The sequence below is a fragment of the Nocardia sp. NPDC050412 genome (genome assembly GCF_044458825.1).
In the GTDB taxonomy this organism is placed as follows: Bacteria; Actinomycetota; Actinomycetes; order Mycobacteriales; family Mycobacteriaceae; genus Nocardia.
In genome coordinates, this window is the sequence record NZ_JBITIJ010000005.1 from 107,679 (window position 1) to 130,176 (window position 22,498).

At 65.1% G+C, this 22,498-nt stretch carries 21 protein-coding genes and 2 pseudogenes; 12 read left to right on the forward strand and 11 right to left on the reverse strand.

The window, feature by feature from the left end:
- The first annotated feature begins 243 nt into the window (after window positions 1-243).
- Window positions 244-936: an FHA domain-containing protein gene (locus tag ACIBI6_RS14930; RefSeq protein ID WP_396956584.1), complete on the forward strand. Its 693-nt coding sequence runs from the start codon at window positions 244-246 to the stop codon at window positions 934-936.
- An 11-nt stretch (window positions 937-947) separates the two neighbouring features.
- Here ACIBI6_RS14930 and ACIBI6_RS14935 read toward each other — a convergent pair whose 3' ends face one another.
- Together ACIBI6_RS14935 and ACIBI6_RS14940 are read right to left on the reverse strand one after the other, a co-directional pair.
- Window positions 948-1,610, reverse strand: coding sequence for a S1 family peptidase (locus ACIBI6_RS14935; protein ID WP_364345853.1), 663 nt, complete (start codon window positions 1,608-1,610; stop codon window positions 948-950).
- A gap of 46 nt (window positions 1,611-1,656) precedes the next feature.
- Window positions 1,657-1,905 carry a hypothetical protein gene (locus ACIBI6_RS14940; RefSeq protein ID WP_364345855.1) on the reverse strand — a complete coding sequence of 83 codons (249 nt, stop codon included), beginning with the start codon at window positions 1,903-1,905 and terminating at the stop codon, window positions 1,657-1,659.
- 283 nt (window positions 1,906-2,188) lie between these two features.
- Here ACIBI6_RS14940 and ACIBI6_RS14945 point away from each other — a divergent pair.
- Window positions 2,189-2,671, forward strand: a pseudogene (locus ACIBI6_RS14945) (dynamin family protein); the annotation flags it as partial.
- A 69-nt stretch (window positions 2,672-2,740) separates the two neighbouring features.
- Here the strand turns inward: ACIBI6_RS14945 and ACIBI6_RS14950 are convergent.
- The 4 genes from ACIBI6_RS14950 to ACIBI6_RS14965 all read right to left on the reverse strand — a co-directional run bounded on the left by ACIBI6_RS14950 (window position 2,741) and on the right by ACIBI6_RS14965 (window position 6,217).
- Window positions 2,741-3,382, reverse strand: a complete 642-nt coding sequence (locus ACIBI6_RS14950; protein ID WP_396956585.1) for a DUF305 domain-containing protein — start codon at window positions 3,380-3,382, stop codon at window positions 2,741-2,743.
- The gene (locus ACIBI6_RS14955; RefSeq protein WP_364345859.1) at window positions 3,379-4,950 is read right to left on the reverse strand and encodes a hypothetical protein; all 1,572 of its coding nucleotides are present in this window, start codon (window positions 4,948-4,950) and stop codon (window positions 3,379-3,381) included. The genes ACIBI6_RS14950 and ACIBI6_RS14955 overlap by 4 nt, the downstream gene beginning before the upstream one ends.
- A gap of 231 nt (window positions 4,951-5,181) precedes the next feature.
- Window positions 5,182-5,505 carry a hypothetical protein gene (locus ACIBI6_RS14960; RefSeq protein WP_396956587.1) on the reverse strand — a complete coding sequence of 108 codons (324 nt, stop codon included), beginning with the start codon at window positions 5,503-5,505 and terminating at the stop codon, window positions 5,182-5,184.
- A gap of 175 nt (window positions 5,506-5,680) precedes the next feature.
- Window positions 5,681-6,217, reverse strand: coding sequence for a VOC family protein (locus tag ACIBI6_RS14965; RefSeq protein ID WP_396956588.1), 537 nt, complete (start codon window positions 6,215-6,217; stop codon window positions 5,681-5,683).
- 536 nt (window positions 6,218-6,753) lie between these two features.
- Between ACIBI6_RS14965 and ACIBI6_RS14970 the strand changes: the two genes are divergently transcribed.
- The 4 genes from ACIBI6_RS14970 to ACIBI6_RS14985 all read left to right on the forward strand — a co-directional run bounded on the left by ACIBI6_RS14970 (window position 6,754) and on the right by ACIBI6_RS14985 (window position 9,326).
- The gene (locus ACIBI6_RS14970; protein WP_396956589.1) at window positions 6,754-7,590 is read left to right on the forward strand and encodes an LLM class F420-dependent oxidoreductase; all 837 of its coding nucleotides are present in this window, start codon (window positions 6,754-6,756) and stop codon (window positions 7,588-7,590) included.
- A 71-nt stretch (window positions 7,591-7,661) separates the two neighbouring features.
- Entirely contained in the window at window positions 7,662-8,288 is a 627-nt protein-coding gene (locus tag ACIBI6_RS14975) for a hypothetical protein (protein ID WP_396956590.1), read from the forward strand.
- Window positions 8,279-8,554 (forward strand): hypothetical protein, encoded by a 276-nt coding sequence (locus tag ACIBI6_RS14980; protein ID WP_396956591.1) that lies wholly within the window; start codon window positions 8,279-8,281, stop codon window positions 8,552-8,554. Before ACIBI6_RS14975 ends, ACIBI6_RS14980 begins: the two co-directional genes overlap by 10 nt.
- A gap of 115 nt (window positions 8,555-8,669) precedes the next feature.
- The gene (locus tag ACIBI6_RS14985; RefSeq protein ID WP_396956592.1) at window positions 8,670-9,326 is read left to right on the forward strand and encodes a hypothetical protein; all 657 of its coding nucleotides are present in this window, start codon (window positions 8,670-8,672) and stop codon (window positions 9,324-9,326) included.
- Between the two features lie 5 nt (window positions 9,327-9,331).
- On the opposite strand, the gene ACIBI6_RS14990 is transcribed toward ACIBI6_RS14985, so the two are convergent.
- Window positions 9,332-9,700, reverse strand: a complete 369-nt coding sequence (locus ACIBI6_RS14990; RefSeq protein WP_396956593.1) for a hypothetical protein — start codon at window positions 9,698-9,700, stop codon at window positions 9,332-9,334.
- Window positions 9,701-10,040: 340 nt separating this feature from the next.
- On the opposite strand from ACIBI6_RS14990, the gene ACIBI6_RS14995 reads away from it, so the two are divergent.
- The 3 genes from ACIBI6_RS14995 to ACIBI6_RS15005 all read left to right on the forward strand — a co-directional run bounded on the left by ACIBI6_RS14995 (window position 10,041) and on the right by ACIBI6_RS15005 (window position 16,700).
- Window positions 10,041-15,503: a carboxyl transferase domain-containing protein gene (locus ACIBI6_RS14995; protein WP_396956594.1), complete on the forward strand. Its 5,463-nt coding sequence runs from the start codon at window positions 10,041-10,043 to the stop codon at window positions 15,501-15,503.
- 132 nt (window positions 15,504-15,635) lie between these two features.
- Window positions 15,636-16,346: a molybdopterin-dependent oxidoreductase gene (locus tag ACIBI6_RS15000; RefSeq protein ID WP_396956595.1), complete on the forward strand. Its 711-nt coding sequence runs from the start codon at window positions 15,636-15,638 to the stop codon at window positions 16,344-16,346.
- Between the two features lie 18 nt (window positions 16,347-16,364).
- Entirely contained in the window at window positions 16,365-16,700 is a 336-nt protein-coding gene (locus tag ACIBI6_RS15005) for a hypothetical protein (protein WP_364346091.1), read from the forward strand.
- On the opposite strand, the gene ACIBI6_RS15010 is transcribed toward ACIBI6_RS15005, so the two are convergent.
- Together ACIBI6_RS15010 and ACIBI6_RS15015 are read right to left on the reverse strand one after the other, a co-directional pair.
- Window positions 16,687-17,079, reverse strand: a complete 393-nt coding sequence (locus ACIBI6_RS15010) for a hypothetical protein (protein WP_396956596.1) — start codon at window positions 17,077-17,079, stop codon at window positions 16,687-16,689. The two genes, ACIBI6_RS15005 and ACIBI6_RS15010, sit on opposite strands and share 14 nt — an antisense overlap.
- Before the next feature lie 97 nt (window positions 17,080-17,176).
- A complete protein-coding gene (locus tag ACIBI6_RS15015; protein WP_396956597.1) occupies window positions 17,177-17,503 on the reverse strand; it encodes a hypothetical protein in 327 nt (108 codons plus the stop codon).
- A gap of 190 nt (window positions 17,504-17,693) precedes the next feature.
- Between ACIBI6_RS15015 and ACIBI6_RS15020 the strand changes: the two genes are divergently transcribed.
- Window positions 17,694-18,410, forward strand: a complete 717-nt coding sequence (locus tag ACIBI6_RS15020; RefSeq protein ID WP_396956598.1) for a carbonic anhydrase — start codon at window positions 17,694-17,696, stop codon at window positions 18,408-18,410.
- A 73-nt stretch (window positions 18,411-18,483) separates the two neighbouring features.
- Window positions 18,484-19,137: pseudogene (locus tag ACIBI6_RS15025) on the forward strand (dienelactone hydrolase family protein); the annotation flags it as partial.
- Here the strand turns inward: ACIBI6_RS15025 and ACIBI6_RS15030 are convergent.
- Window positions 19,118-20,239: a CapA family protein gene (locus ACIBI6_RS15030; protein WP_364345879.1), complete on the reverse strand. Its 1,122-nt coding sequence runs from the start codon at window positions 20,237-20,239 to the stop codon at window positions 19,118-19,120. The pseudogene ACIBI6_RS15025 and the gene ACIBI6_RS15030 sit on opposite strands and share 20 nt — an antisense overlap.
- Window positions 20,240-20,321: 82 nt before the next feature.
- Window positions 20,322-20,906, reverse strand: a complete 585-nt coding sequence (locus ACIBI6_RS15035; RefSeq protein WP_364345881.1) for a TetR/AcrR family transcriptional regulator — start codon at window positions 20,904-20,906, stop codon at window positions 20,322-20,324.
- A 96-nt stretch (window positions 20,907-21,002) separates the two neighbouring features.
- On the opposite strand from ACIBI6_RS15035, the gene ACIBI6_RS15040 reads away from it, so the two are divergent.
- A complete protein-coding gene (locus ACIBI6_RS15040) occupies window positions 21,003-22,142 on the forward strand; it encodes an acyl-CoA dehydrogenase family protein (protein ID WP_396956600.1) in 1,140 nt (379 codons plus the stop codon).
- Window positions 22,143-22,498: the final 356 nt, after the last annotated feature.

Genomic DNA, 22,498 nt, shown 5'->3' on the forward strand with positions numbered 1-22,498 from the left:
GGCGACTGAGCGATCTGCCACGGTGTCCTGGGGGCATAGTCGCGACCGAACGATCAACCCGATATTCGGTAACCGCACCATGGTCTGGAATACCCGCAGAATCAGACCCCGGGAACGACCGGACCCCCACCCTTTGCATCAAGTTAGTTGAATTGGCACAAATCACTGGCGGAAAGGCGCATTCTGAGCATACAAAGCGGTGCCCGCAGTTCATGACGTACCTCGGATTGGGAACGACGCATCATGGCCACGCCATACGGACCACAGGCGCTGCGTCACGGACCCTATCCAGACGCAGGCGATGGTGCGTGGCAACAGTCAGCCGTTGGTGGCACTCTCTCCCACCGGATCGGCTATGGAAATTGGCGCGAGATTCCGCTCGATGGCGACATGCACAGCATGACAATCGGGCGGTCGGAGGCCGCCGACATAACCGTGACCGCCGACGCTACGGTCTCGCGCCTGCACGCCATTATCGAGCGGGTGAGCGACTACTGGGTTGTCATCGATAACGGGCTGTCCACAAATGGGACCTTCGTCAACGGCGAGCGCGTCGACGGGTGTCGCAAACTCGAGTCCGGCGATACCATTCGCTTCGGAAAATCGGTTTTCATCTTCACAGACGACCACTCATCCGAAGATGAAGTAACGATTGCCCACGGCACCCTGCCGACCAGGAGTGCGCTGACCGACGCTCAATATCTGATTCTCGAGGCACTGTGTCGCCCGTATGACGCTCGGACCGGATTCACCTACCCTGCATCGAACTGGCAGATTGCACACGACCTATGCCTGAGCGTGGCTACGGTGAAGACCCACATGCGGGCGCTGTTCAAAATATTCGACGTCGAATCCTTCCCGCAGAACAAAAAACGCATGTTTCTGGTTGAACGCGCGCTCGAGAGCGGCGTGATCGTCAATCACCACGGACGGTAGCCCTTCGGCGGCTAAATCGGATGGAAACCCGATCCGATGCCACCGCGCGCGTTGATGTCGTCGATGATGGTGGCGATGTTCGCGCCGAGCTCCGGTCCCAGGCATGGCACCCGCAGGTATCCGTTCACCATGCCGACGAGCGTTGTTCCGACCACGACCGGCGCGCCGGAGTCACCGGGAAGGACACATATCTGCGTCCAGGTCCAAGTGTTGGTCTGGTCCAGATCTCCGTAGGCCAGTCCACAGGTCTGGCCCGTGGTATAGCCCTCCTTGCACGCGACGTCCGGGAACTGCGCCGGACCGCCCAATCCGGTAATCGTCGTATTACCAACGCGATTCACTGGTACTACCTTGTCCGCATCGAAAGCGATGACGGCGTAGTCCATGTCGCGGTTCGAGTAGGCGAAGGTGCCGACGACGCCGGCGTCACGGTTGGCCTCGGCGGTCACCGTGTTACCCGCATCATTGCAGTGACCTGCGGTGATCCCGACCAGCCGACCCGCGGCATCGTGCCCGATCGTGGTGAGCGTGCAAACGCCCTGGTCGTTGACGACAATGCCGGAACCGCCGCCCAGTACCGACGGGCCTGCGGCATGCGCAGTGCCTACTTGCACCCCGGCCAGCGCTGCGCATGCTGCGAGCACAGCCGCAGCTCTCGCGAACTTCCTGAACATGTCCTATCCAATCGCTCGAGCTGCAACTATTCCGTCGTCGAGTAGGTCATACCAGGCAGATGCCCGTTCCGAAGGGGAAGATCGGCGGAACGAAGCAGACCCACCACAGGAACGGGTTCCACCACAGGAAGGCGGGATCGGCCGCCTGGGGGAGTTGTTCTGAAGCGGGCGCCACTTGGACCGGCGCCGGAGGAGCGGCCGGCGCGGGATCGGCGGTCGCAACGCCTGAGCCGAGGGCAATCATCGGTGCGAGCGCTGCCGTCGCTACGGCTGCGCGAATTTTCGTGCTCTTCATGATGGTTCCTTCAATTGAGTGCTTCAGGGACGCCTCGTCCGTCGAAGGCTTCCCACACATGAACACCACCAACTCTCCTCGTAGAGGGCGCGGAAGATCATCCTCCCCCGGGTTGGAAACCCTCAGACCTCGGGTTGTGCCCGGGCCATCGGCAATGGTCAGCGCAGAGAAAGAAGCGTTGGGCAGGCACCGCGGCCGCAGTGGCGCGATGATGTTCGGTATGGGTGAAACCATGCTGGGCGACGCTTCGCGGCAGCCGGAGCGGGGTTACCCGGGTGTCGATATGAACACCGCGGCGCCGATCACGAGGGTCGACAGAATCATCGAGGAAGCCCATCGCGTCTACTTCGGCAACCGGTCCGCTACCGGTCTGCTCGAGGAGGGCGCGCGACGGCTGCACGAACCGCTGCGCATCGCATTGGCCGGTGCCGTCAAGGCCGGAAAGTCGACGTTGCTCAACGCGCTGGTCGGCCAAGATATCGCCCCGACCGACGCCACCGAGTGCACCCGCGTCGTGACCTGGTACCGGCACGGTGCCACCCCGACGGTCATCGCCCGGCTCGCGGGCGGCCGGTCGGAGTATGTACCGATACAGCGAGCCGAGGGTGGTCTGAGCTTCGACCTCGGCAAGCTCATGGCGGTGCAGGTCGATCGAATCGATGTCGACTGGCCGCTGCCTCGACTTGCCCGCACCACGATCATCGACACACCCGGAACCACGTCACTGTCGAGGGACGTCTCCGCGCGAACATTGCGGCTGCTTACTACGAAGAGCGCCGATCGCGTTACCTAATTCTCCGAATTCGGAAATATGATTTGCGTTGTCGGCGGTGGGTCAGCTCGGGGTGCTGCGCTGCGTCAGCAGCATCATCAGGCCGACTTCGCGGCTCTGGGTGTCGATCATGTCGCGGGCCGCCTGTTCGACTATGCCGCTGGACAATTGGCGATCGGCGGCTTGGGCCATCTGGATGCCGCCGACATGGTGGCGCTGCATGAGTCGCAGGAACAGCGCTTCCGCGTCAGCGCCGCGCGCCGCGGCCAGCGCATCGAGTTCGGCCTGGGTCGCCATACCGGGCATGTGGTCGGCGGTGCTGGTCGGTGTCGCGTGCTGGTGTTGCATGAGATTCGGTTGGTCGGTGTGCATCCAAGCCATCGGGTGCGGATTGATCGTGACCACGCGGGCCATTCGTAGCCAGCCGAGCAACATTCCGATCTCGGTGCGCTGGGTGTCCGAAATCTGTTGTGCCAGTGCCCGTACCGTCCCGTCGACTCCCGAGTCGAGCCGCTGCGTCATGAGCAGTGCCTGGCTGTGGTGGGCGACCATATCCTGTGTGAAGCCGATTTCGGTACTGCTCAGCACGGGCGGCGCGGCCTTGCCATCGGTTATCAGCACCGGTCGGATGGCCGCACCGACAGCGAGCAGCAGTACGGCCAGGCTGACGAGTGCGGCACTGCTGATCCAGGTTCGCCGGGTCATGAGCCCATGGTCGAGTGCTGATCGGCCGGCGGGGTGTAGATGCTCGAATCCAGTCGCAACGCCAGGAATCCGCTGTCGGCGCAGGTGGTCCACAGTTGATTGCCACGCCATTCAGGTGCCGAGAAGCACCAGTCCGAGGACAGATCGCCGAAAGCCAGCATGCCGGTGCGCGGACTGGCGGCCTCGGACATATCGAACTGGCCCTGCAATATGGTCTGGACCACTGTCGGCGACGCGAGCAGCGGCGGCCCGATGATCGAGGCGAGTGCATGCGGCGAGTTCGTCAGCTCGGTGTTGTGTCCGGTGCGCGCGGGCGGGTTGTAGTAGGCGATCTCGCGGATGGCGAGCGGGTCGCGCACGTCGAATACGCGGATGCCGGAGGAGGTCCAGCTGCAGGCCAGTGCGGTGGGATCGACGGGCCGATCCGCGGCACAGTAGTGCGCGTCGTAGGCGAACAGCGAACCGCCCGCGGCGGAAGCCATTGCGATGTCCTCGTTCTGGGGTAGATCGATCTCGAGTTTGATGGTGTTGCGCAGGCGTGGATTCGTCGCGTCGGAGACGTCGAACAGCATTACGCCGCCGGATCCGGCCTCGTTGGTGGCGAAGACATACGGTGTGCCTCGATATGTGACCGGGATGTTGTGCTGGGTGGCCCAACCGTCGGTCCAGGAGATGTTGGCCAGTTGGCGCACCTGCGGATCGGTATCGCGGCGCTGGACAGCGCTGATATCGAGGATCATGAGTCCGCCGAAGTTATTGGCGAGATACATGGTGTTCCCGTCGGGACTGAATCCGAAGCCGTGCATGGATAATCCGGGCAGGTTCTGCCAGATAACGCGCGGATTGGCCGGATCGGTGAGATCGACCGCGCTGACCAGGCCCGGGGCGACGCCCGAGCTCCAGTAGGTGTTGCCGTCGGGGGAGAAGCCACCCTCATGTGAGGTGATCGGCAGTGGCATGTTCAGACTGGTTCCGGTGCCCGGGTTGAGCAGACGGGGGTGTGCGCAATCGGAGATGTCGTAGACCGACAGCAGGCCCGCACCGGTTATGACGGGTGCGCCCGTGCCGACGAGCAGTTTGCGAGTCTCGTTGACCTTCAAGCTTTCCCAGGTGCCCGCCAGCATTGCCGGTTCGTTCAACGTTGCGGTGAGCACCGGCGCGGCGGGATCGGAGACGTCGAGCACCTGCACACCTTGTTCGGGCCCCAGCAGGTTGCCCGGGAAGAAGGTGCCGACGTAGACGCAATGTTCGAAGCTGGCCGAGGAGATACCCCCGCCGCGTCCCGGGTAATTGCCGACCTGCGACATATTGCAGCGGTAGCCGCGGGTGCTGCGGCCGTCATTCCGGTCGGCGGCGGGGACGTCGCCCTGGTGTTCGGATTCCGGCTCGGAACCGGGGCCGCACTCGGCGCGGGCGACCGCGATATCGGTGCGGCCGGAGATTTCTCGAACGCTGCCGGTTATATCCGACTGCGGTTGCGCGGCAAGGATTCCGGTCGGCAACAGCAGTGCTGTGGCCGCGGCCGTCACCAGGGAACGCCGAACCAGGGGAAGCAACGATGATGTCATGGTGGCCCTCGGCTATGAGGGTTGCCTTTCGTGTGGATCGATAGTCGATGCCAGGTCGGCCGCGGGCTGGTGGTCCGTCGATCGGCTGCGGAAATCCGTTGAGGGTGCGACGGCCATGGTGGCGGCTGTGCGATCCGACAATCCGGACTGTACTGTCCGGTTGCTACTCGGTAGTGTGCGCGAGGCATCATCTGGAGTCAAGACCTTCCCCCGAATCCCGCGGCGGGGCGCTCACCCTCCGATTGTCAGTCGACCCAACAGCGCACGAGTTGCTTCGACAGCCGGCCTGATCCGGTCGTAATGACTGACGCCGCTGCGCGCCTCGGTCAGTTGCGGAACCTCCAGACTGACCACGGTGCTGGGTGGAATCGCGGAGAGGATCTCGAACAGCGGCAGCTCCCCGGCCCCCGGTCCGAGCCGCTCCGTCATCGATTCCGCCATGTAATCCGGGATGGTCGGATAGCGAGGAACGTCGCAGATCTGAACGTAGCCAATGAGATTCGGATCCAGGGTGGCCAGGTCGCTCGGGGTGGCACCGGATCGGATCAGATGCATCGTATCGATCAGCAACCGGAAGTCGGGACGTCCGACGGCGGCCAGAGCCGTCGCGAGAATATGTTCTGGACACCCAGATCCGCTGCCGGGTCGACGAATTCGATCCGTGGCAGGCCGAAGACGCTGAGATGTTCTATGCCGATCCGCTCCATGCGTTCCCCGTTCTAAGCGCGGGCTAGTCGGCAGTCTCGCCCGCGAGGAAGCGCTGCCAGACCGCATGATCCGTACGCTGGCCGCCGGGCGTATCCGCACCATATCGGGTGATCTCCGCCGCGAGATCGAGCGGCATGGTCGGCGCGGTCATACCTCGCAACTCCTGTTCGATCGCGGCATCCGGCACCAACCAGCACACCTCGAATTCGATGCCGTCGGGGTCGGCTCCGTACAGCGACTTGGTGACCGCATGATTCGACGCTCCGCTCAGAGCGTCCGCCGCCCGCAGTGCGTCCTTGATCCGCCCCAACTCGCGCAGCGTGTCCACCTCCCAGGCCAGGTGGTACAGCCCGACCCGTCCGGTGCGATGCGTAGCGGCCGGTTCGGTGGATCGGAACAAACCCAGGTCATGGTCGTTGGCTGAACCGGCCGCCTGCAGGAAGACCCCACCCGGAATTGCGCCGATCTGTCGGAAGCCGAGGACATCGTGGTAGAACGTGGCCGAGCGCTCCACATCGGAGACGAACAGGACGGCATGGTTCAGGCGCTGGATTGGCACGAAAGTTGCTCCGTTTCCTCAGTGCTCGACCGATGCGAAGGCCCGCAGTTCGCGGGCTACATCGGGACCGGTCGGCATGTACACGACCTCGCGGTACCGTGCTGCGGCCAGGTTAGCCAAGGTCATGGGCGCTGGCCATTGCCGATCTGGCGGTGAATCCGGTACCGAAACACGCGCGGAATCGGCCGCTGGAACAGCCGTGTGATTGTCGCGATCGCACTTGCCATCGCGATTTCCAGGATCACGTATCGCTTCGGCATCAGTTCCTCCCTTCGATCGTCTGTGATCAGTAGGCGGCGCTGCTGTGCGCCCCTCCGCGCGAAAGCTGCACCGGCCGACTGGGCCGCAATCTTCACACCAACGGTTGGATGGCCTATCCCTGATCAGCTTCCGCTGAGTGGAAGATCGGGATCGAACGCCAGGGAGTCGATGACGAAGCGACTGCCGCGGCCGCAGAGATGCAACGCAAAGGTGCTCCACCTCACAATGCCTCGGGTTGACCTTCACATACATGTGAAGGTTCGAATATTCGAGTCATGAAGATAGGCATTACCACCTTCGTTACCGACGAGGGAATCAGCGGTCCGAAACTCGGTGTGGCGCTGGAGGCGCGGGGATTCGAATCGTTGTTCCTGCCGGAACATTCGCATATCCCCGCGAGCCGGAAGTCTCCGGCCCCGGGTGGAGGCGAATTGCCTCGGGAGTACTACCGCGCACTGGATCCGTTCGTCACCCTCGGCGCGATTGCGGCGGTCACCGAACGGTTGATCCTCGGTACCGGGGTCACTCTGCTGATCCAGCGCGATGTCATCCACACCGCGAAGGAGGTCGCCACGCTCGACCGAATCTCGCGCGGGCGCTTCATATTCGGCGTCGGCGCGGGCTGGAACCGCGAGGAGATGGCCGATCACGGTACCGATCCGCGTACCCGCGGCGCGCTGCTCGACGAGCAACTCGACGCCATCCGAGCGATCTGGACCGAGGACGTCGCCGAATATCATGGCCGCTTCATCGATTTCGACCCGATGTATGCCTGGCCGAAACCCATGCAAACCCCGCACCCGCCGATCTTCATCGGTGGCGCGGAAGCGGCGGCCGAACGCGCGATCCGCCACGGCCTCGGGTGGCTTCCCGCCGCGGTCGCCGATCCCGCCGCGATACCGGCCCAATTAGCCCGACTCGACGGATATGACGTGCCTGTCACCGTCGCGTTCGCCGCAGTCGATTCAGCACTGATCGACGGCTATGCCGAGGCCGGGGTAGAGCGATTGGTCTTCAGCGTGCCGACGCTCCCGGAACTGGAAACACTGCGCGCCCTCGACGAAATCACCAAAGTCGCCGACCGGTACCTCGGCCCGACGCTCGCGCCATGACAGATTGACAATGACTGTAGCGATGTAACAAACTCTCCGGGGTTCGCGGTCATCGGAAGAGAGGCTGGCCAATGACCGATAACGCCCGTGCGGCGCTGGAGTTGGTTCGTGATTCGAGCCAGTTCAAGTGGTATGTGATCCCGCTGTTGCTGATCGTGGTTTACGTGTATGCCACCGAGGTCGAGCGCCGGAACTGGAATGTGCTGTTCGGTGGGCTGGCGCTGTGGGGGATGGACTGGATCAACGAGATCTGGAACGCCGTGGTCTTCCATGTCACCGATCGCGCGCCAGTGTGGGGCGCGGTCGGGCCGACCGCCTATCAAATTTTGATCGGGCTCAATATCGAGATCTGCTTCATGTTCGCGATCATGGGCGTGGCGGCGGCGAAGTTGCTGCCGCCACGCGAGATGCGCGTGTTCGGGCTGCCCAACCGTCCGGTGCTGGTGGCGGTGAATGCGGCGTTGGCCGTTGGCGTCGAGATCGTGCTCAACAAGATCGGTGTGCTGACCTGGGACTGGTCCAGGTGGCAGGCAGGCTTCCCGCCGCTGATCTGGCTGATCGGCTACGTCCCGTTCTTCGCGGCCTGCTTCTGGGTGCACGATCTGCCCACCGTGCGCGCCAAGGCCTTGGCAGTCGGGGCGATCATGGGGCTCGACGCGGTGGCTCTCATTGCTTTCGGCTCGCTGGGATGGTTGTGAACACTCTCGCTCGATTCGCGCTCACCACCGCGCTCACGCTCGTATTCACCGGCATCACCGCGCATTCCGCGACTGCCGAACATACGCCCTGTACCTTGCTCGGCACCATGGGAACTCCTGAGGGCGCAAGCGACCGGTCCAGTGTCGGTCTGGAAGTGTTACCGCCCGCCGACATTGCACTGCCCGCGCAGGTGTATTTCGCACCACCGCCGAATCCTTCAACCGCCGCTGGTCCTTCGCCGTCCGTGACGGCCGCATCTTCGTGAAAGATGCTGCGGAACAAGGGGATTGGCACATTCTCCCACTCCCGGGGTGTTCTTCCGCTATTCCTACGAAGATCAAACCACCTTGTCGGAGGCACCCGACATGCTCTCGGAACGGGTGAACCCTGCATACGCCGCCATCCAACTACCCGCACCCGACTGGGTGCGCCAACCGAAGGTCCCCGGCGAGATCACCGATCGGGTCTCCATCCACAAGACCGGCCCCGGATCGGAGGCACGCGAACTACGTGTCGAAGGCCGTGACAACGGCCGAACCGGTTACTGGACAAAACAGCTCACGGCCGAGCAGTGGTTCTTCGTACCTACCGATCAGTCCCTCGCCGGACGGTTGCTCGACAACACTGCCGCCGACCACACACTCGAAACCCTGGCGGCACCATCGCCACACACATATACGGAGCGTTCGGACCGGGGCTGGATGGCCACCATCGATGCCTTCGACATCGCGGTGACACCTACGCTATTGCGCCTCGACTTCGGCGGCGACCTTCGACTCGACCTGATCCTGCATACCGTCGACGGACTACGCCAAATGCCGCAGCAGCGGGGGATCAGCGATCAGCCCCGTCACCTCGACGGCACCATTGAGGTCCCGGCCGCGATCGCGAACAGCCTTGTAGACCAACCCGAACCGATCCGACACTTCATAACAGACCATCTGAATGGACGCCGTTTCGCCGACACTGACGTCACGGTCACCGCGCAGTCGTTCAGCGTCGCCGGACTCGGCCTGGTGCTACCGCGCGTCCGCTGACCGCATTATGGGCCGGACGTCGTCGTGCCCAGTCGTGCGGCGGTGAGGTTTTCGGCGGCGAAACGGGCGATGCTGCAGGCCTGGCGCGTATGAGCTTCCGGGTGCGCGGTGCGCTGCTCCAGCGTGGTGCGGATCCGATCCAACGATGCGGTGGCATCGCTGGTGGCGCGGCGGAGCACGGTGTACCGGTGGTCGAGGTCGCGATAGGCGAGGTCGATGTCGTGGCAGCGGCGGCGCAGGTCGGCGACACGATTGAGCAGATCGGCGACCTCACGTGTGGACAGGGTGAGGGTCGGGTGCTCCTCTCCGGAGAGGATCGCCTCGCCCGCGACCTCGGCGCAGCGCGCGTGCAGTATATCGAGAATGTCGGCCACACAGATCACCTCCCACCACTGCGCACGAGAACGAGAGAGAGGCTGCAGGTCAACGCATCTGACGATGGTCGGGCGCGAATCGACGCTCCCTCTCGTTTGATTGCTTTGATCGACACGTAACCCGGCTACGACCCGATCACGGGTACGGTACTGGAATCCTGCCGGCCGAGGAATTCCGCCACTAGTGTCATAGACACAAATGAGAAATTTCCGATGATACGCGCGGGTAACCACCTGACGCTGTGTAATTGCGCGCAGTAAGGGTGCAGACTACGCGGGACCGGCAGTCGCAAACCGTCGCCCGACCGGGCCAGTGCTGTGGAGTGGAAGGAGTTGGCGAGTGTTCAGCCGCATCGCCATCGTGAACCGGGGAGAGGCCGCTATGCGGCTCATCCATGCCGTCCGAGATCTGGCCGCGGAGACCGGGCGACCGATCGAAACCGTCGCGTTGCACACCGATGTCGATCGGAACGCGACATTCGTGCGCGAGGCCGATATCGCCTATGACCTCGGTCCGGCGTCCGCGCGTCCGTATCTGGATCTGAAGGCGCTCGAGCGCGCTCTGGTCACGACCAAGGCCGACGCCGCCTGGGTCGGTTGGGGTTTCGTCGCCGAGGATCCGGCATTCGCCGAGCTGTGCGAGCAGATCGGCGTCACCTTCATCGGCCCCAGTCCGGAGGCCATGCGCAAGCTCGGTGACAAGATCGGCGCGAAGCTGATCGCGGAGGAAGTCGGCGTGCCGGTCGCGCCGTGGAGCCGCGGTTCGGTCGAGACCGTGGACGCCGCGCTCGCGGCCGCCGCCGAGATCGGCTACCCGTTGATGCTGAAAGCGACCGCCGGTGGTGGCGGCCGTGGTATCCGGGTGGTGACGAACGAGGCCGAACTCGTCGATGCCTACGAACGCACCCGTCAGGAAGCCGCGCGCGCCTTCGGCAGCGGCGTGGTCTTCCTGGAACGGCTGGTGACCGGCGCCCGGCACGTCGAGGTCCAGGTGATCGCGGACGGCCAGGGCACCGCATGGGCGCTCGGCGTCCGCGACTGCTCGGTGCAGCGGCGCAATCAGAAGGTCATCGAGGAGTCGGCGTCACCGGTGCTGCGTCCCGAGCAGGTGGCCGAACTCAAGGCGTCGGCCGAGCGCTTGGCGATCGCGGTTCAGTATCGCGGCGCGGCGACCGTCGAGTTCCTGTACCACCCGGGTGACGAGCTGTTCGCATTCCTCGAGGTCAACACTCGCCTGCAGGTCGAACACCCGATCACCGAGTACACCACCGGTTTCGACCTGGTTCGGGCGCAGCTGCTGGTGGCATCGGGCGGCAAGCTCGAGGGCGAAGCTCCGGCCGAACGCGGGCACGCGATCGAAGCCCGGCTCAACGCCGAGGATCCGGACCGCGACTTCGCGCCCGCGCCGGGCCGCATCGCGCGGCTGGATCTGCCCGCCGGGCCCGGCATTCGCGTCGACACCGGCGTCAGCGAGGGCGACACGATTCCCGCCGACTTCGACTCGATGATCGCCAAGATCATCGCCTACGGACGAGACCGCGAGCAAGCGCTGGGCCGGCTGCGCCGGGCAATGTCGCAGACCAGGGTCGTCATCGAGGGCGGGGCGACGAACAAGAGCTTCGTGCTCGATCTGCTGAACCAGCCCGAGGTGATCGACGCCAGCGCGGACACCGGCTGGATCGACCGCGTGCGCGCCGAGGGACGCCTCGTATCGCATCAACACTCCGCGGTCGCGGTGGCCGTCGCCGCCATCGATGCCTACGAAGAGGAAGAGCGGGTCGAGCGGCACCGGCTGTTGTCCACGGCGGCCGGTGGACGGCCCCAGGTGCAGCACCAGAGCGGTCGCCCGCACGACCTGAAGTTGCGTGGCGTCGGCTACCGTGTGCGCGTCGCACGGATCGGTGCGCACCGGTTCCGCGTCGGCATCGAAGCGGGTGGCGAGATGCGTGCCGCGGATATTGATCTCGAGCGCTTCGACCGCCACACCGGGCAGATCGTGGTCAACGGCGTCCGCTACCGGGTGATCACCGGTACGCATGGGCCGATCCACCTGGTCGATGTCGACGGTGTGACGCATCGGATCAGCCGTGACGAGGGTGGCGTCGTCCGCTCGCCCGCCCCCGCGCTGGTCGTTGCCACCCCGCTGGAGGTCGGTGCCGAGGTCGAGGCGGGCGCACCGGTGCTGGTACTCGAGAGCATGAAGATGGAAACGGTGCTGCGCGCGCCGTTCCGGGCTCGGTTGAAGGAATCCGCTGTTACCGTCGGCACCCAGGTCGAGACCGGCGCGCCGCTGCTGCGGCTGGAGCCGCTCGCCGAGGACGATGAGGCCGCAGACGCCGTGGAGGTCGCGTCGGTCGAACTGGACCTGCCCGACGAGCCCGCGCCGGACCGCGTGCACGACGGCATCGCCCGCAGCCTGCAGGACCTGCGCAGCTTGCTGCTCGGCTTCGACGTCGACCCGCATGACGAGCGCCGGGTGCTCGACCACTACCTCGCCGTGCGCCGGGCGGCCATCGCGGACAACCGCAGGCCCCTTGCCGATGAGATCGAACTCGTGCAGGTGTTCTCCGACCTGTCCGAGCTGAGCCACAACCGGTCGTGGAATGAGGACGGCGTCCAGGGCCACGTCCACAGCGCCCGCGAGTACTTCCACACCTACCTGCAGAGCCTCGATGTCGAGCGGGCCGGACTGCCGGAGTCGTACCAGGCCGAGCTCGCCAAGGCACTCGGGCATTACGGCGTCACCGAACTGGATCGTTCCCCTGAGCTCGAAGCCGCGGTCTTCCGGATCTTCCTCGCCCAGCAACGGCCATCCGACACCGTCACCGTCATCACCACCTTGCTGCGCGAGTGGCTGGGCGAGCCGGTGCCGGACCGGGCGCTGCGGGAGCCGGTCGGTCTGGCACTGGAGCGGCTGGTTACCGCGACGCAGGTGCGCTTCCCCGTGATCGCCGACCTCACCCGTGGCCTGGTGTACTCCTGGTTCGGCCAGCCGCTGCTGCGGCGCAATCGTGCCCGCGTCTACACCAATGTCCGTAAGCAGCTGAGCCACCTCGATGCGCACCCGGAGACGGCGGATCGCGCCGAGCGCATCTCCGAGATGGTCCGCAGTACCGAGCCGCTGGTGCGGCTGCTCGGTCAGCGCCTGGTGCGCGGCAGTGCCGACAACACCGCCATGCTCGAGGTGCTGACCCGCCGGTACTACGGGAACAAGGGTCTGACCGGTGTGCACACCCGGGAGGCCGGTGGGTGCACGTTCGTGATCGCCGAACGTCGGGGCCTGAGCTTGGTTTCGGCGGCGGTGAGTTTCGATGCGCTCGACACTGTGCTGCGCGGTCTCACCGAGCTGGCGAGCGTGACTTCCTCCATCGAGGCCGACATCTACCTGAGCTGGGAGAAGCAGCCGGAGGACTTCGACGCGATGGCCGCCGCGTTGCAGGAAGTGCTCGGTGCGCGGCGGTTGCCGAACCAGATCCACCGGATCACCGCCACTGTCGCGGGCAGCGGCGGTGCGGTGATGCACCATCACTTCACCTTCCGTCCGTCCACGACCGGCATGGTCGAGGAGCGGTTGATCCGCGGCCTGCATCCGTACATCGCGGAGCGGATGCAGATGAAGCGGTTGCGCAAGTTCGACCTCACTCGGCTCCCGTCCTCGGACGAGGAGGTCTACCTGTTCCGGTGCATCGCGAAGGAGAATGCGTCCGACGAGCGTCTCGTCGCATTCGCGCAGGTACGAGACTTGGCCGCATTGCGCGAGCACGACGGTCGGCTGCTGGCGCTGCCGACCGCCGAGAGCACCATTGCCGCCTGCCTGGATTCGATCCGCCGCGCGCAGTCGCAGCGGCCCTCGGCCAAGCGGTTCCACACCAACCGCATCGTGATGTACATCTGGCCGCCGGTCGAGATGACCCGCGCCGAGCTGGAGATGATCGTCGATCGGGTGCGGCCGACGACCGCGGGCGCCGGGCTGGAGGAGATCCTGCTCATCGCGCGGCATCGCCACCCGAAGACCGGCGAGCTGATCAAGGTCGCCGTGCGCATCGCCTTCGACGCCACTGGCGGCACCGAGGTGACCATTGGTGAGCGGTCCGACGAGGCGGTCGAGCCGATCGACGAGTACCGGCAGAAGGTGCTGCGGGCCAGCAGCCGCAACACCGTGTACCCGTACGAGCTGACCGCTCTGCTCGGTGAATTCGCCGAGTACGACCTGGATTCCGATCACACGCTCGTGCCGGTCGACCGGCCCAAGGGACGCAATAAGGCCGCGATCGTCGCGGGCGTGGTCACCACGGCGACCGAGCAGTATCCGGACGGCATCAGCAGAGTGGTGCTGCTCGGTGATCCGACGAAATCGCTCGGTGCGCTTTCGGAGCCGGAGTGCCGTCGCGTGATCGCCGCGATGGACCTGGCCGAACGGATGCAGGTGCCGCTGGAGTGGTACGCGTTGTCCTCCGGCGCCCGGATCTCGATGCAGTCCGGCACCGAGAACATGGACTGGGTGGCGGCGGCGCTCAAGCGGATCGTCGAATTCACCCAGGAGGGCGGCGAGATCAACATCGTGGTCTCGGGGATCAACGTCGGCGCCCAGCCGTACTGGAACGCCGAGGCGACGATGCTCATGCACACCAAGGGCATCCTGGTGATGACGCCGGACTCGGCGATGGTGCTCACCGGCAAGCAGGCGCTGGACTTCTCCGGCGGCGTGTCGGCCGAGGACAACTTCGGTATCGGCGGTTACGACCGGGTGATGGGCCCGAACGGGCAGGCGCAGTACTGGGCGCCTAATCTGCTCGCCGCGCGAGATGTGCTGATGTCGCACTACGACCACACCTATGTGGCGCCGGGCGAGCAGTCGCCGCGGCGGTCGGACACCAGCGACCCCATCGATCGCGACGTCTCGGACTTCCCGCATGTCGTGGCGGGCAGCGACTTCACCACGGTCGGCGAGATCTTCTCCGCCGCCGCCAACCCCGACCGCAAGAAGCCGTTCGACATCCGGACCGTTATGCGAGCCGTGGCCGATCAGGACCACCCGGTGCTGGAACGCTGGGCCGGGATGGCCGACGCCGAGACGGCCGTCGTACAGGATGCGCGGCTCGGCGGTATTCCGGTGTGCCTGCTGGGCATCGAGTCCAGGGGAGTGCCGCGCCGCGGCTACCCGTCCACCGACGGCCCCGACACCTACACGGCTGGCACGTTGTTCCCGCAGTCTTCGAAGAAGGCCGCGCGGGCGATCAACGCGGCCAGCGGCAATCGGCCGCTGGTGGTGTTGGCGAATCTGTCGGGCTTCGACGGCTCGCCGGAATCGATGCGGAAGTTGCAGCTCGAGTACGGTGCCGAGATCGGCCGAGCGATCGTCAACTTCCAGGGCCCCATCGTGTTCTGCGTGATCTCGCGCTATCACGGTGGCGCCTTCGTGGTGTTCTCGAAGCTGCTCAACCCGAATATGACCGTGCTGGCGCTGGAAGGCTCGTTCGCTTCGGTACTCGGCGGCGCCCCCGCGGCTGCGGTGGTGTTCGCCGGTGAGGTCAATGCCCGTACGGCAGCCGATCCGCGGGTGCGCGATCTCGAGGCACGCGCCGCGAACGCGCTCGGCGCCGACCGCGCGGCACTGACAGCGGAACGCGACGAGGTCCGGTCTTCGGTTCGCACGGAGAAACTCGGTGAGGTCGCAGCGGAGTTCGACCGCGTGCACAATATTCAGCGCGCTGTCGAGGTCGGTTCGGTCGATGCCATCATCCGCGCCGCCGAACTTCGCCCGCGCATCATCGAGGCCATCGAGGTGGGACTGCCCGCCTGATCTTTGATCGCTGAAACGGTCGGCCTATTCGGGGCAACATCGCGCCCCGAATAGGCCGACTGTTGTTTCTTCGGGCGGTCATACACTGACACCGACAGCTGTTCCATCTCGATCAGAAGATCGGCCGAGCCGATGACCGAACTTGTTTCGCGCGCCCAAGGCGTCCGCTTCGACGAACTCGCGCTGGCGACGCGCAATCACGGCATGCAACTGGAGGGCATGCGGTACGACATCACGCCCATCGGCATGCATTACTTGCTGATTCATTTCGATATCCCGGAGATCGACGCATCGTCATGGCGGTTGCGGGTGACCGGATACGTCAAGCGTGGACTGGAGCTGTCGCTCGACGACATCAGATCGCGACCGGCGACGACGATTCCGGTCACCCTCGAATGCGCGGGTAATGGGCGCACGAGAATGGACCCGCGCAACGTCAGCCAACCGTGGGGTCTGGAGGCGATCGGCACGGCGGCGTGGACGGGCACCGCACTGGGTGGGATTCTCGACGACTGCGGTATCCGGGACGAAGCGGTCGAGGTCGTATTCACCGGCGCCGATCGCGGATTCCAGGACAAAGTGGAGCACAACTATCAACGCTCCCTGAGCATCAGCGAATGCCGCAGACCCGAAATTCTGCTCGCTTACGAAATGAACGGCACACCGCTCCCACCACAGCACGGCTTCCCACTGCGACTGCTCGTCCCCGGGTGGTACGGCATGACGAGCGTCAAATGGCTGCGGAATATCGAAGTCGTCGACCGGCCCTTCACCGGGTTACAACAGGCGGTGGCCTATCGCTACCAACGCGACGCGGACGATCCGGGGCTACCGGTATCGTGAATCAAGGTGCGTGCGTTGATGATTCCGCCTGGCATTCCCGACTACCCGAGTGGGCGACGCACGGTCGACGCCGGTGCGGTCCTGCTCCGCGGCCGCGCGTGGTGTGGCACCTCGCCCGTGGTCCGCGTGGAAGTCGGTGTCGATGGCCGCTGGCAGGACGCTCAATTGGAGCGCGGCGTCGCCGAATTCGCCTGGCGCAGTTGGAGTTACACCTGGGATGCGCGACCGGGCGAGTGCCGACTGAGCTGCCGCGCCACCGATGCGGAAGGGAATGTGCAACCGGCCGAGCAATTCTGGAACCGACAGGGCCTGGGGAACAACCTGATTCAGGAAGTCCCGGTCACGGTCCGGTGAACCAGCGCCGAACCCGTGTTGCAGCGAATTCGGCCTTCTCGGTCGCCAATTCGGCCGAGGGTGTGACGAACGGTGCGGCCGGCTTCGGTCCGGAAAGGAAGTCGGCGTCTACCTTGCCGACGAGTCCGTCCCCGAATTCGATGTAGCAGGAACCCTGCCCGAGATACTTCCCGGGCGCGGGTGTTCGGTGCAGTTGCGCGGCAATGTGAGCTGCAACCGTGCGTGCGGCGTTTTCGGCGAAAACCCCGGCGCGGGGAACCGGAGCGTCCGCGCAGTCGCCGATGGCGTAGACGCCCGGATAGGGGGTGGCGAGGGTTCGCGGGTCGACGTGGATCCAGCCGTCGCCGCCGTCGACGGTCAGCCCGGATGCCTCGACCACGGGTACGACGCAATGGGTCGGGATGCCGATGAACAGGTCGTAGGCGAGGTCGCCTTCGACGGTGGCACCATTCTCATCGCGATATTGAGCGTCCCGTTCAAACCAGAAAGTCCGGGTCGTAACTGGCGCGGTCGGTGTCCACGTGACGGGTCTGCGGGTCGATCGCGGTGACCTGCTCCTGCCGGAACTCGACGCCGGGACGGACCAGGTCGCGGTAGCTGACCCGCACGTATTCCGGAGTCCGGTCGTGGAAAAGGATTTCCAATTTCGAGAAACCGAATGTGAACCCGTTGTTACGGTCGACGAGTACCACTCGAACCTCGCCGGGCACTGACTCGGACAGGCAGGCGGCCAGTTCCAGCCCGCCGAACCCGGCTCCGAGGATGAGCACCGTCGGCGTTCGAACGTTCTCGGGGATGGACATGGTTGAACGCTTTCCCGCGAGTCAGTGCGTCGCCGGCCGTTTCAATCCATTGATTGCGTATCCATTGTGCGCGCCTCGCTAGCCGGATGGAACCCGGCTTTCAAGCCGCGCGCATACTTGCGGCGATTGCTGTGGCACCGTTCGCCGTTCTCGTAACCGATGCAGATCCACCGAGCACGGAGGTAAAAACATGGGTGTGCTCGATCGCCGAACCGTTCTGGTCGGCACCCTTACTGCGACGACCGCCTTGATGGCGGGTTGCGGGCGAGATCAGTCATCCGATCAGGTCCCAACGACGCAGGCGCCGCCGCAGACCGCGAAGGCGGCCTTCGACAGGCTGATGGCAGGTAATCGCCGCTGGATCGATGGCAATCTGGACCATCCTGACCGCGATCCGGATCGGCGCGAGTTGCTGGCCCGGGATCAGCAGCCGTACGGCGTCGTGCTGGCTTGTATCGATTCGCGCGTCCCGCCGGAGCTGGTGTTCGACACCGGGCTCGGCGATTTGTTCGTGATGCGTACCGGCGGTCTTGCGGTGGGACCCGTCGTGACCGGTTCCGTCGAATACGGGCCGATGACCAGTGGCTCCCCATTGATCATGGTCCTCGGGCACCAGCGCTGCGGTGCGGTGGCCGCGGCATACAAGGCACTGCAGGAGGGCACGTCGCTGCCGGGCAATCTGCAGTCGATTGTGGAGGCACTGCGACCGGCATACGAGCGGATGGATTCGCCGGGCACCGACCCGGTCGAAACGATGAGCCGCATCCAGATCGAGTTGACCGCACAAGATCTGCGACGCAACAACGACCTCGCGCCGATGGTGGAACGTGGCGCTGTTTCGGTCGTGGGCGCCTACTACAACCTCGACACCGGGCGGGTCGAAGTTCTCGACGGAGCCCCGGCCTGACCGCGGCTTGCATACGACCGACCGGGCGGGTAGTCCGGATAGCAGGAGGTGTTCGATGCTGTCCTCCGCATCCGATCCCTTGGCGCGGACAGAAGAAGTCATCGTGTCGTCGGAGTCCATCCGGCTGACGGGGATACTGGCCGTCCCACAGAGCCCCACCGGTCTGGTCGTCTTCGCGCACGGCAGCGGCAGCGGTCGCCACAGTCCGCGGAATCGGCTGGTCGCCGATGTACTCAACCGAGCGGGACTCGCGACGATGCTTGTCGACCTGCTGACCGCGACCGAGGAGGGCGACCGTGCACGAGTTTTCGATATCGAGCTGCTCGCCGAGCGTCTCGTCGCGGTGACTCGTGGGCTGCGCACGCGGCCGGTCCTGAGCGGCCTTCCGACCGGATATTTCGGGGCGAGCACCGGTGCCGGTGCCGCACTGTGGGCGGCCACCGAGCCCGGCACCGAGATCGCGGCCATCGTCTCCCGTGGCGGCCGCCCGGACCTGGCCGGTGCGCGATTGGCGCACGTCCGGGCGCCGACGCTGCTCATCGTCGGCGGTAACGATCAGTACGTGCTGGAGCTCAATCGCGAGGCCCAACTGCGGATGCCGTGTCCGAGCGAGATCGACGTCGTCCCCGGTGCGACGCACCTGTTCGAGGAGCCCGGTGCGCTCGAGCAGGTGGCGGATCTGGCTCGCGACTGGTTCCGCGGCAACCTCAGCGTCGTGCGGTCTTGAACACCACCGGTAGGTCGTCGGGGCGCAGTGCGACCCGGGTGCCGAAGTCGTGACTGATGTGCTCGATCGTCTCGCACAGCCATCGAGATTCATCGCGCGCGGCCGACTCCAGGCGCATGTGCCGAATCCGCAGTGGAATCATTCGCGTCTGCATCACGCCGGGATCGATGGACACCAGATAGAGCAGGCGAAGCTCCGGGCGGTACCGCTCATAGCCGCGGATGCCCTCGTAATCATCGATGACGTCACCGCACCCGTACAGAATCGGTTTGCCCTGATAGATCTCGATCGGCCGTGGATGGTGTGCGGAATGCCCGTGCACGAGGTCGACTCCGGCATCGATCAATCGATGCGCGAACTGCCTTTCGCTCCGCGGCACCCCGTAGCCCCAGTTGGGCCCCCAATGTACGGAAACGATCGCGATATCGCCATTGCGCTTGTGCGCCAATACTTCTGCCGCCACCTCCTCGGCGGCGCGAATATTCGGCGCGTCTCCGATCCACCACAGCCCCGGCCGATCGCGGCCAGCCGCCCAATGGTTCGGGACCCCACTCGATCCCGCGCCGACCGAGACGATTACCACTCGTCGTCCGTCATCGAGTTCCGATATCGCCGGGGTCCGGGCCTCGTCGAAATCCACGCCCGCCCCGGCGCGCTGGATGCGCGCGGTATCGAGTGTTTCCACCGTGTCCGCCAGCCCTTCGACACCGAAATCGAGAATGTGGTTGTTGGCCAGCGCGCAGACGACCGGCGCGATTGCGGTCAACACCGGAATATTGGCTGGATTCATGCGGTAGTGGATGCCCTTGCCGGCTGCGAAGGCGCCATCGGCGGTGATCGCGGTTTCCAGATTGAGCAATCGCACCTGCGGGGCGAGCTGCGCAAGTATCGGCAGGACCTCACCCCATGGGTGACCGAAATCCACCGGGCGGGCAAATTCACCGCTTATTTGCTCAGCCAACTCCGCATACGTCCGCGCATCCTCGATATACCGTTCGTGCAGCGTCGGATCACCGGGGTGCGGGAGAATCTGGTCCACCCCACGGCCCAGCATGACGTCGCCGCCCAGCAGCACCGTCGCCATGCCACCATTGTCGATCATGTCCGCCACATCGTTCAATGCGCGGCGGTGTAAATGGCGATGTCCGCGCCGCGTCACCGGGTTCGAGAAGGATGTCGCCCCGCTAGGCGCTGATGCCCGCGGTCAGGATGGCGGCCAACTCGCGGTAGGCGTCGGCATCGTCGAGTCCGGTGTGTTCGCGCACCCCGCCCTGCTGGATGCGGACCATCATGGTGGCGACCATATCGGCGGCGAAGGCGGCGTGGACGTCACGGAATTCGCCCGCCGCGACCCCCTCATCGATGAGTTCGCGGACCCGGCGGGCGGCGATCCTGGTGTTCTTCTCGTAGATCTCCCGCGCGGGCGCGAAACCGCTCAAGTCGGCCATGAACCGGTCGGAGGCGGCGGCCAGGGCGGTACCGACCGCGGACAGGTAGGCGGTGATGCGCTCACGGGCATCGGCGATCGGCGCGATACCGGCCTCCACATCGTCGGTGGCGCGGCGGAAGAAGTGCACGGTCGCGGCCCGGACCAGCTGTTCCTTGCTGCCCGCCAGGGTGTAGAGGGTCGATTTGGAGCAACGCAGTCGCGCGGCGATCTCATCGAGGGTCAGATGCGCGAATCCCTCGGTCAGAAACAGGTCGACCAGCGCGTCGAACAGTTCGGTACGCCGCCGAGTGGCGAATCCGCCGTGTGTGAGCTGGTCCATAGCAGCGAATAGTACTGAAGCGTCTCTTGCAGTACCGAGGTACGACCAGTACTGTACATAGTAATTCAGTACTGCTATACGTAGGCGAGGAGTCTTGTGGCCGTCGAACGTCTGCTGCCCACCACCGAAGCCCGGGAATTGATCCAGCTGACCCGCGACATCGCCGATAAGGTCCTCGCCCCGATCGTCGATGAATGCGAGCGGGCCGAGAGCTATCCCGATGGTGTGTTCGCGAGGCTGGGGGAGGCCGGGTTGTTGAGCCTGCCGTACCCGGTCGAATGGGGCGGCGGCGGCCAGCCGTACGAGGTGTATCTGCAGGTCCTCGAGGAGATCGCCGCGCGGTGGGCGGCGATCGCGGTGGCGGTCAGTGTGCACAGCCTGGCCTGCCATCCGATGCTGGCATTCGGCACCGAGGAGCAGAAGCGGCGTTGGCTGCCGGAGATGTTGGGCGGCAACACGATCGGCGCATACAGCCTCTCCGAGCCGCAGGCCGGATCAGATGCCGCCGCAGTGGCCTGCAAGGCCGCTCCGGTCGATGGCGGCTATCTCGTCAACGGCACCAAGGCCTGGATCACCCACGGCGGCATCGCCGACTTCTACAACCTGTTCGCGCGCACGGGCGGGGGGCCGCGCGGCATCTCCTGCTTCCTGGTACCGCGTGAGACCATCGGCCTGACCTTCGGCAAGCCCGAGCAGAAGATGGGACTGCACGCGGTGCCGACTACGACCGCGCACTACGACGACGCGTTCCTGCCCGTCGAGCGTCGGATCGGTACGGAGGGGCAAGGCCTCCAGATCGCCTTGAGTGCGCTGGATTCCGGTCGGCTCGGTATCGCCGCCGTCGCGACCGGACTGGCTCAGGCCGCGCTCGACGAAGCCGTCGCCTACGCCAAGGAGCGCTCGGCATTCGGCAAGCCGATCATCGACCATCAGGGTCTCGGGTTCCTACTGGCTGATATGGCTGCCGCGGTCGATTCGGCCCGCGCCACCTATCTCGATGCCGCGCGGCGACGCGATGCGGGCCTGGCGTACTCACGACAGGCGAGTGTGGCCAAACTGATCGCCACCGACGCGGCCATGAAGGTCACCACCGACGCGGTCCAGGTATTCGGCGGCTACGGCTATACCCGCGACTTCCGGGTCGAGCGGTACATGCGCGAAGCCAAGATCACCCAAATCTTCGAGGGCACCAACCAGATTCAGCGACTGGTCATAGCACGCAGCCTCGCGCATTGACGGGCTGTGCTGGCGGTGCCGCTCTGTTCGGTACCGCGGTGATCAGGTGGCACGCTGCGGCGGGTACGTCTCGAATCCGGTTGTCACCGGTCATGGCCGAAGGGCTTTCGGGTTCTTCGTCGTTCGCTGCGGTTGCGGTGGGCCTCTGCCGAATATGACTTCGTTTCAACTGACCGGCAAGCTGCGTACCGGGCCGCTCAACGACACCCGTTGACCTCGCCGCGGGTGATTTCGTGCGATTTCCCGGTGACATCCACGTGTGCTCGAGCGAGCGAGTCATGGTTGCCCACATGGTGACCACGATTCCCCCGGTGCGCCAGTTCGGTCCGCGCGTGACGCAGATCGAACTCGGCGGG

Bases quoted from the DNA above. Each gene is read 5' to 3' on its own strand.
- ACIBI6_RS14930 (WP_396956584.1), top strand. From the start codon at position 244: ATGGCCACGCCATACGGACCACAGGCGCTGCGTCACGGACCCTATCCA.
- ACIBI6_RS14935 (WP_364345853.1), bottom strand. From the start codon at position 1,610: ATGTTCAGGAAGTTCGCGAGAGCTGCGGCTGTGCTCGCAGCATGCGCA.
- ACIBI6_RS14940 (WP_364345855.1), bottom strand. From the start codon at position 1,905: ATGAAGAGCACGAAAATTCGCGCAGCCGTAGCGACGGCAGCGCTCGCA.
- ACIBI6_RS14950 (WP_396956585.1), bottom strand. From the start codon at position 3,382: ATGACCCGGCGAACCTGGATCAGCAGTGCCGCACTCGTCAGCCTGGCC.
- ACIBI6_RS14955 (WP_364345859.1), bottom strand. From the start codon at position 4,950: ATGACATCATCGTTGCTTCCCCTGGTTCGGCGTTCCCTGGTGACGGCC.
- ACIBI6_RS14960 (WP_396956587.1), bottom strand. From the start codon at position 5,505: ATGCATCTGATCCGATCCGGTGCCACCCCGAGCGACCTGGCCACCCTG.
- ACIBI6_RS14970 (WP_396956589.1), top strand. From the start codon at position 6,754: ATGAAGATAGGCATTACCACCTTCGTTACCGACGAGGGAATCAGCGGT.
- ACIBI6_RS14975 (WP_396956590.1), top strand. From the start codon at position 7,662: ATGACCGATAACGCCCGTGCGGCGCTGGAGTTGGTTCGTGATTCGAGC.
- ACIBI6_RS14980 (WP_396956591.1), top strand. From the start codon at position 8,279: ATGGTTGTGAACACTCTCGCTCGATTCGCGCTCACCACCGCGCTCACG.
- ACIBI6_RS15000 (WP_396956595.1), top strand. From the start codon at position 15,636: ATGACCGAACTTGTTTCGCGCGCCCAAGGCGTCCGCTTCGACGAACTC.
- ACIBI6_RS15005 (WP_364346091.1), top strand. From the start codon at position 16,365: ATGATTCCGCCTGGCATTCCCGACTACCCGAGTGGGCGACGCACGGTC.
- ACIBI6_RS15015 (WP_396956597.1), bottom strand. From the start codon at position 17,503: ATGTCCATCCCCGAGAACGTTCGAACGCCGACGGTGCTCATCCTCGGA.
- ACIBI6_RS15020 (WP_396956598.1), top strand. From the start codon at position 17,694: ATGGGTGTGCTCGATCGCCGAACCGTTCTGGTCGGCACCCTTACTGCG.
- ACIBI6_RS15030 (WP_364345879.1), bottom strand. From the start codon at position 20,239: ATGATCGACAATGGTGGCATGGCGACGGTGCTGCTGGGCGGCGACGTC.
- ACIBI6_RS15035 (WP_364345881.1), bottom strand. From the start codon at position 20,906: ATGGACCAGCTCACACACGGCGGATTCGCCACTCGGCGGCGTACCGAA.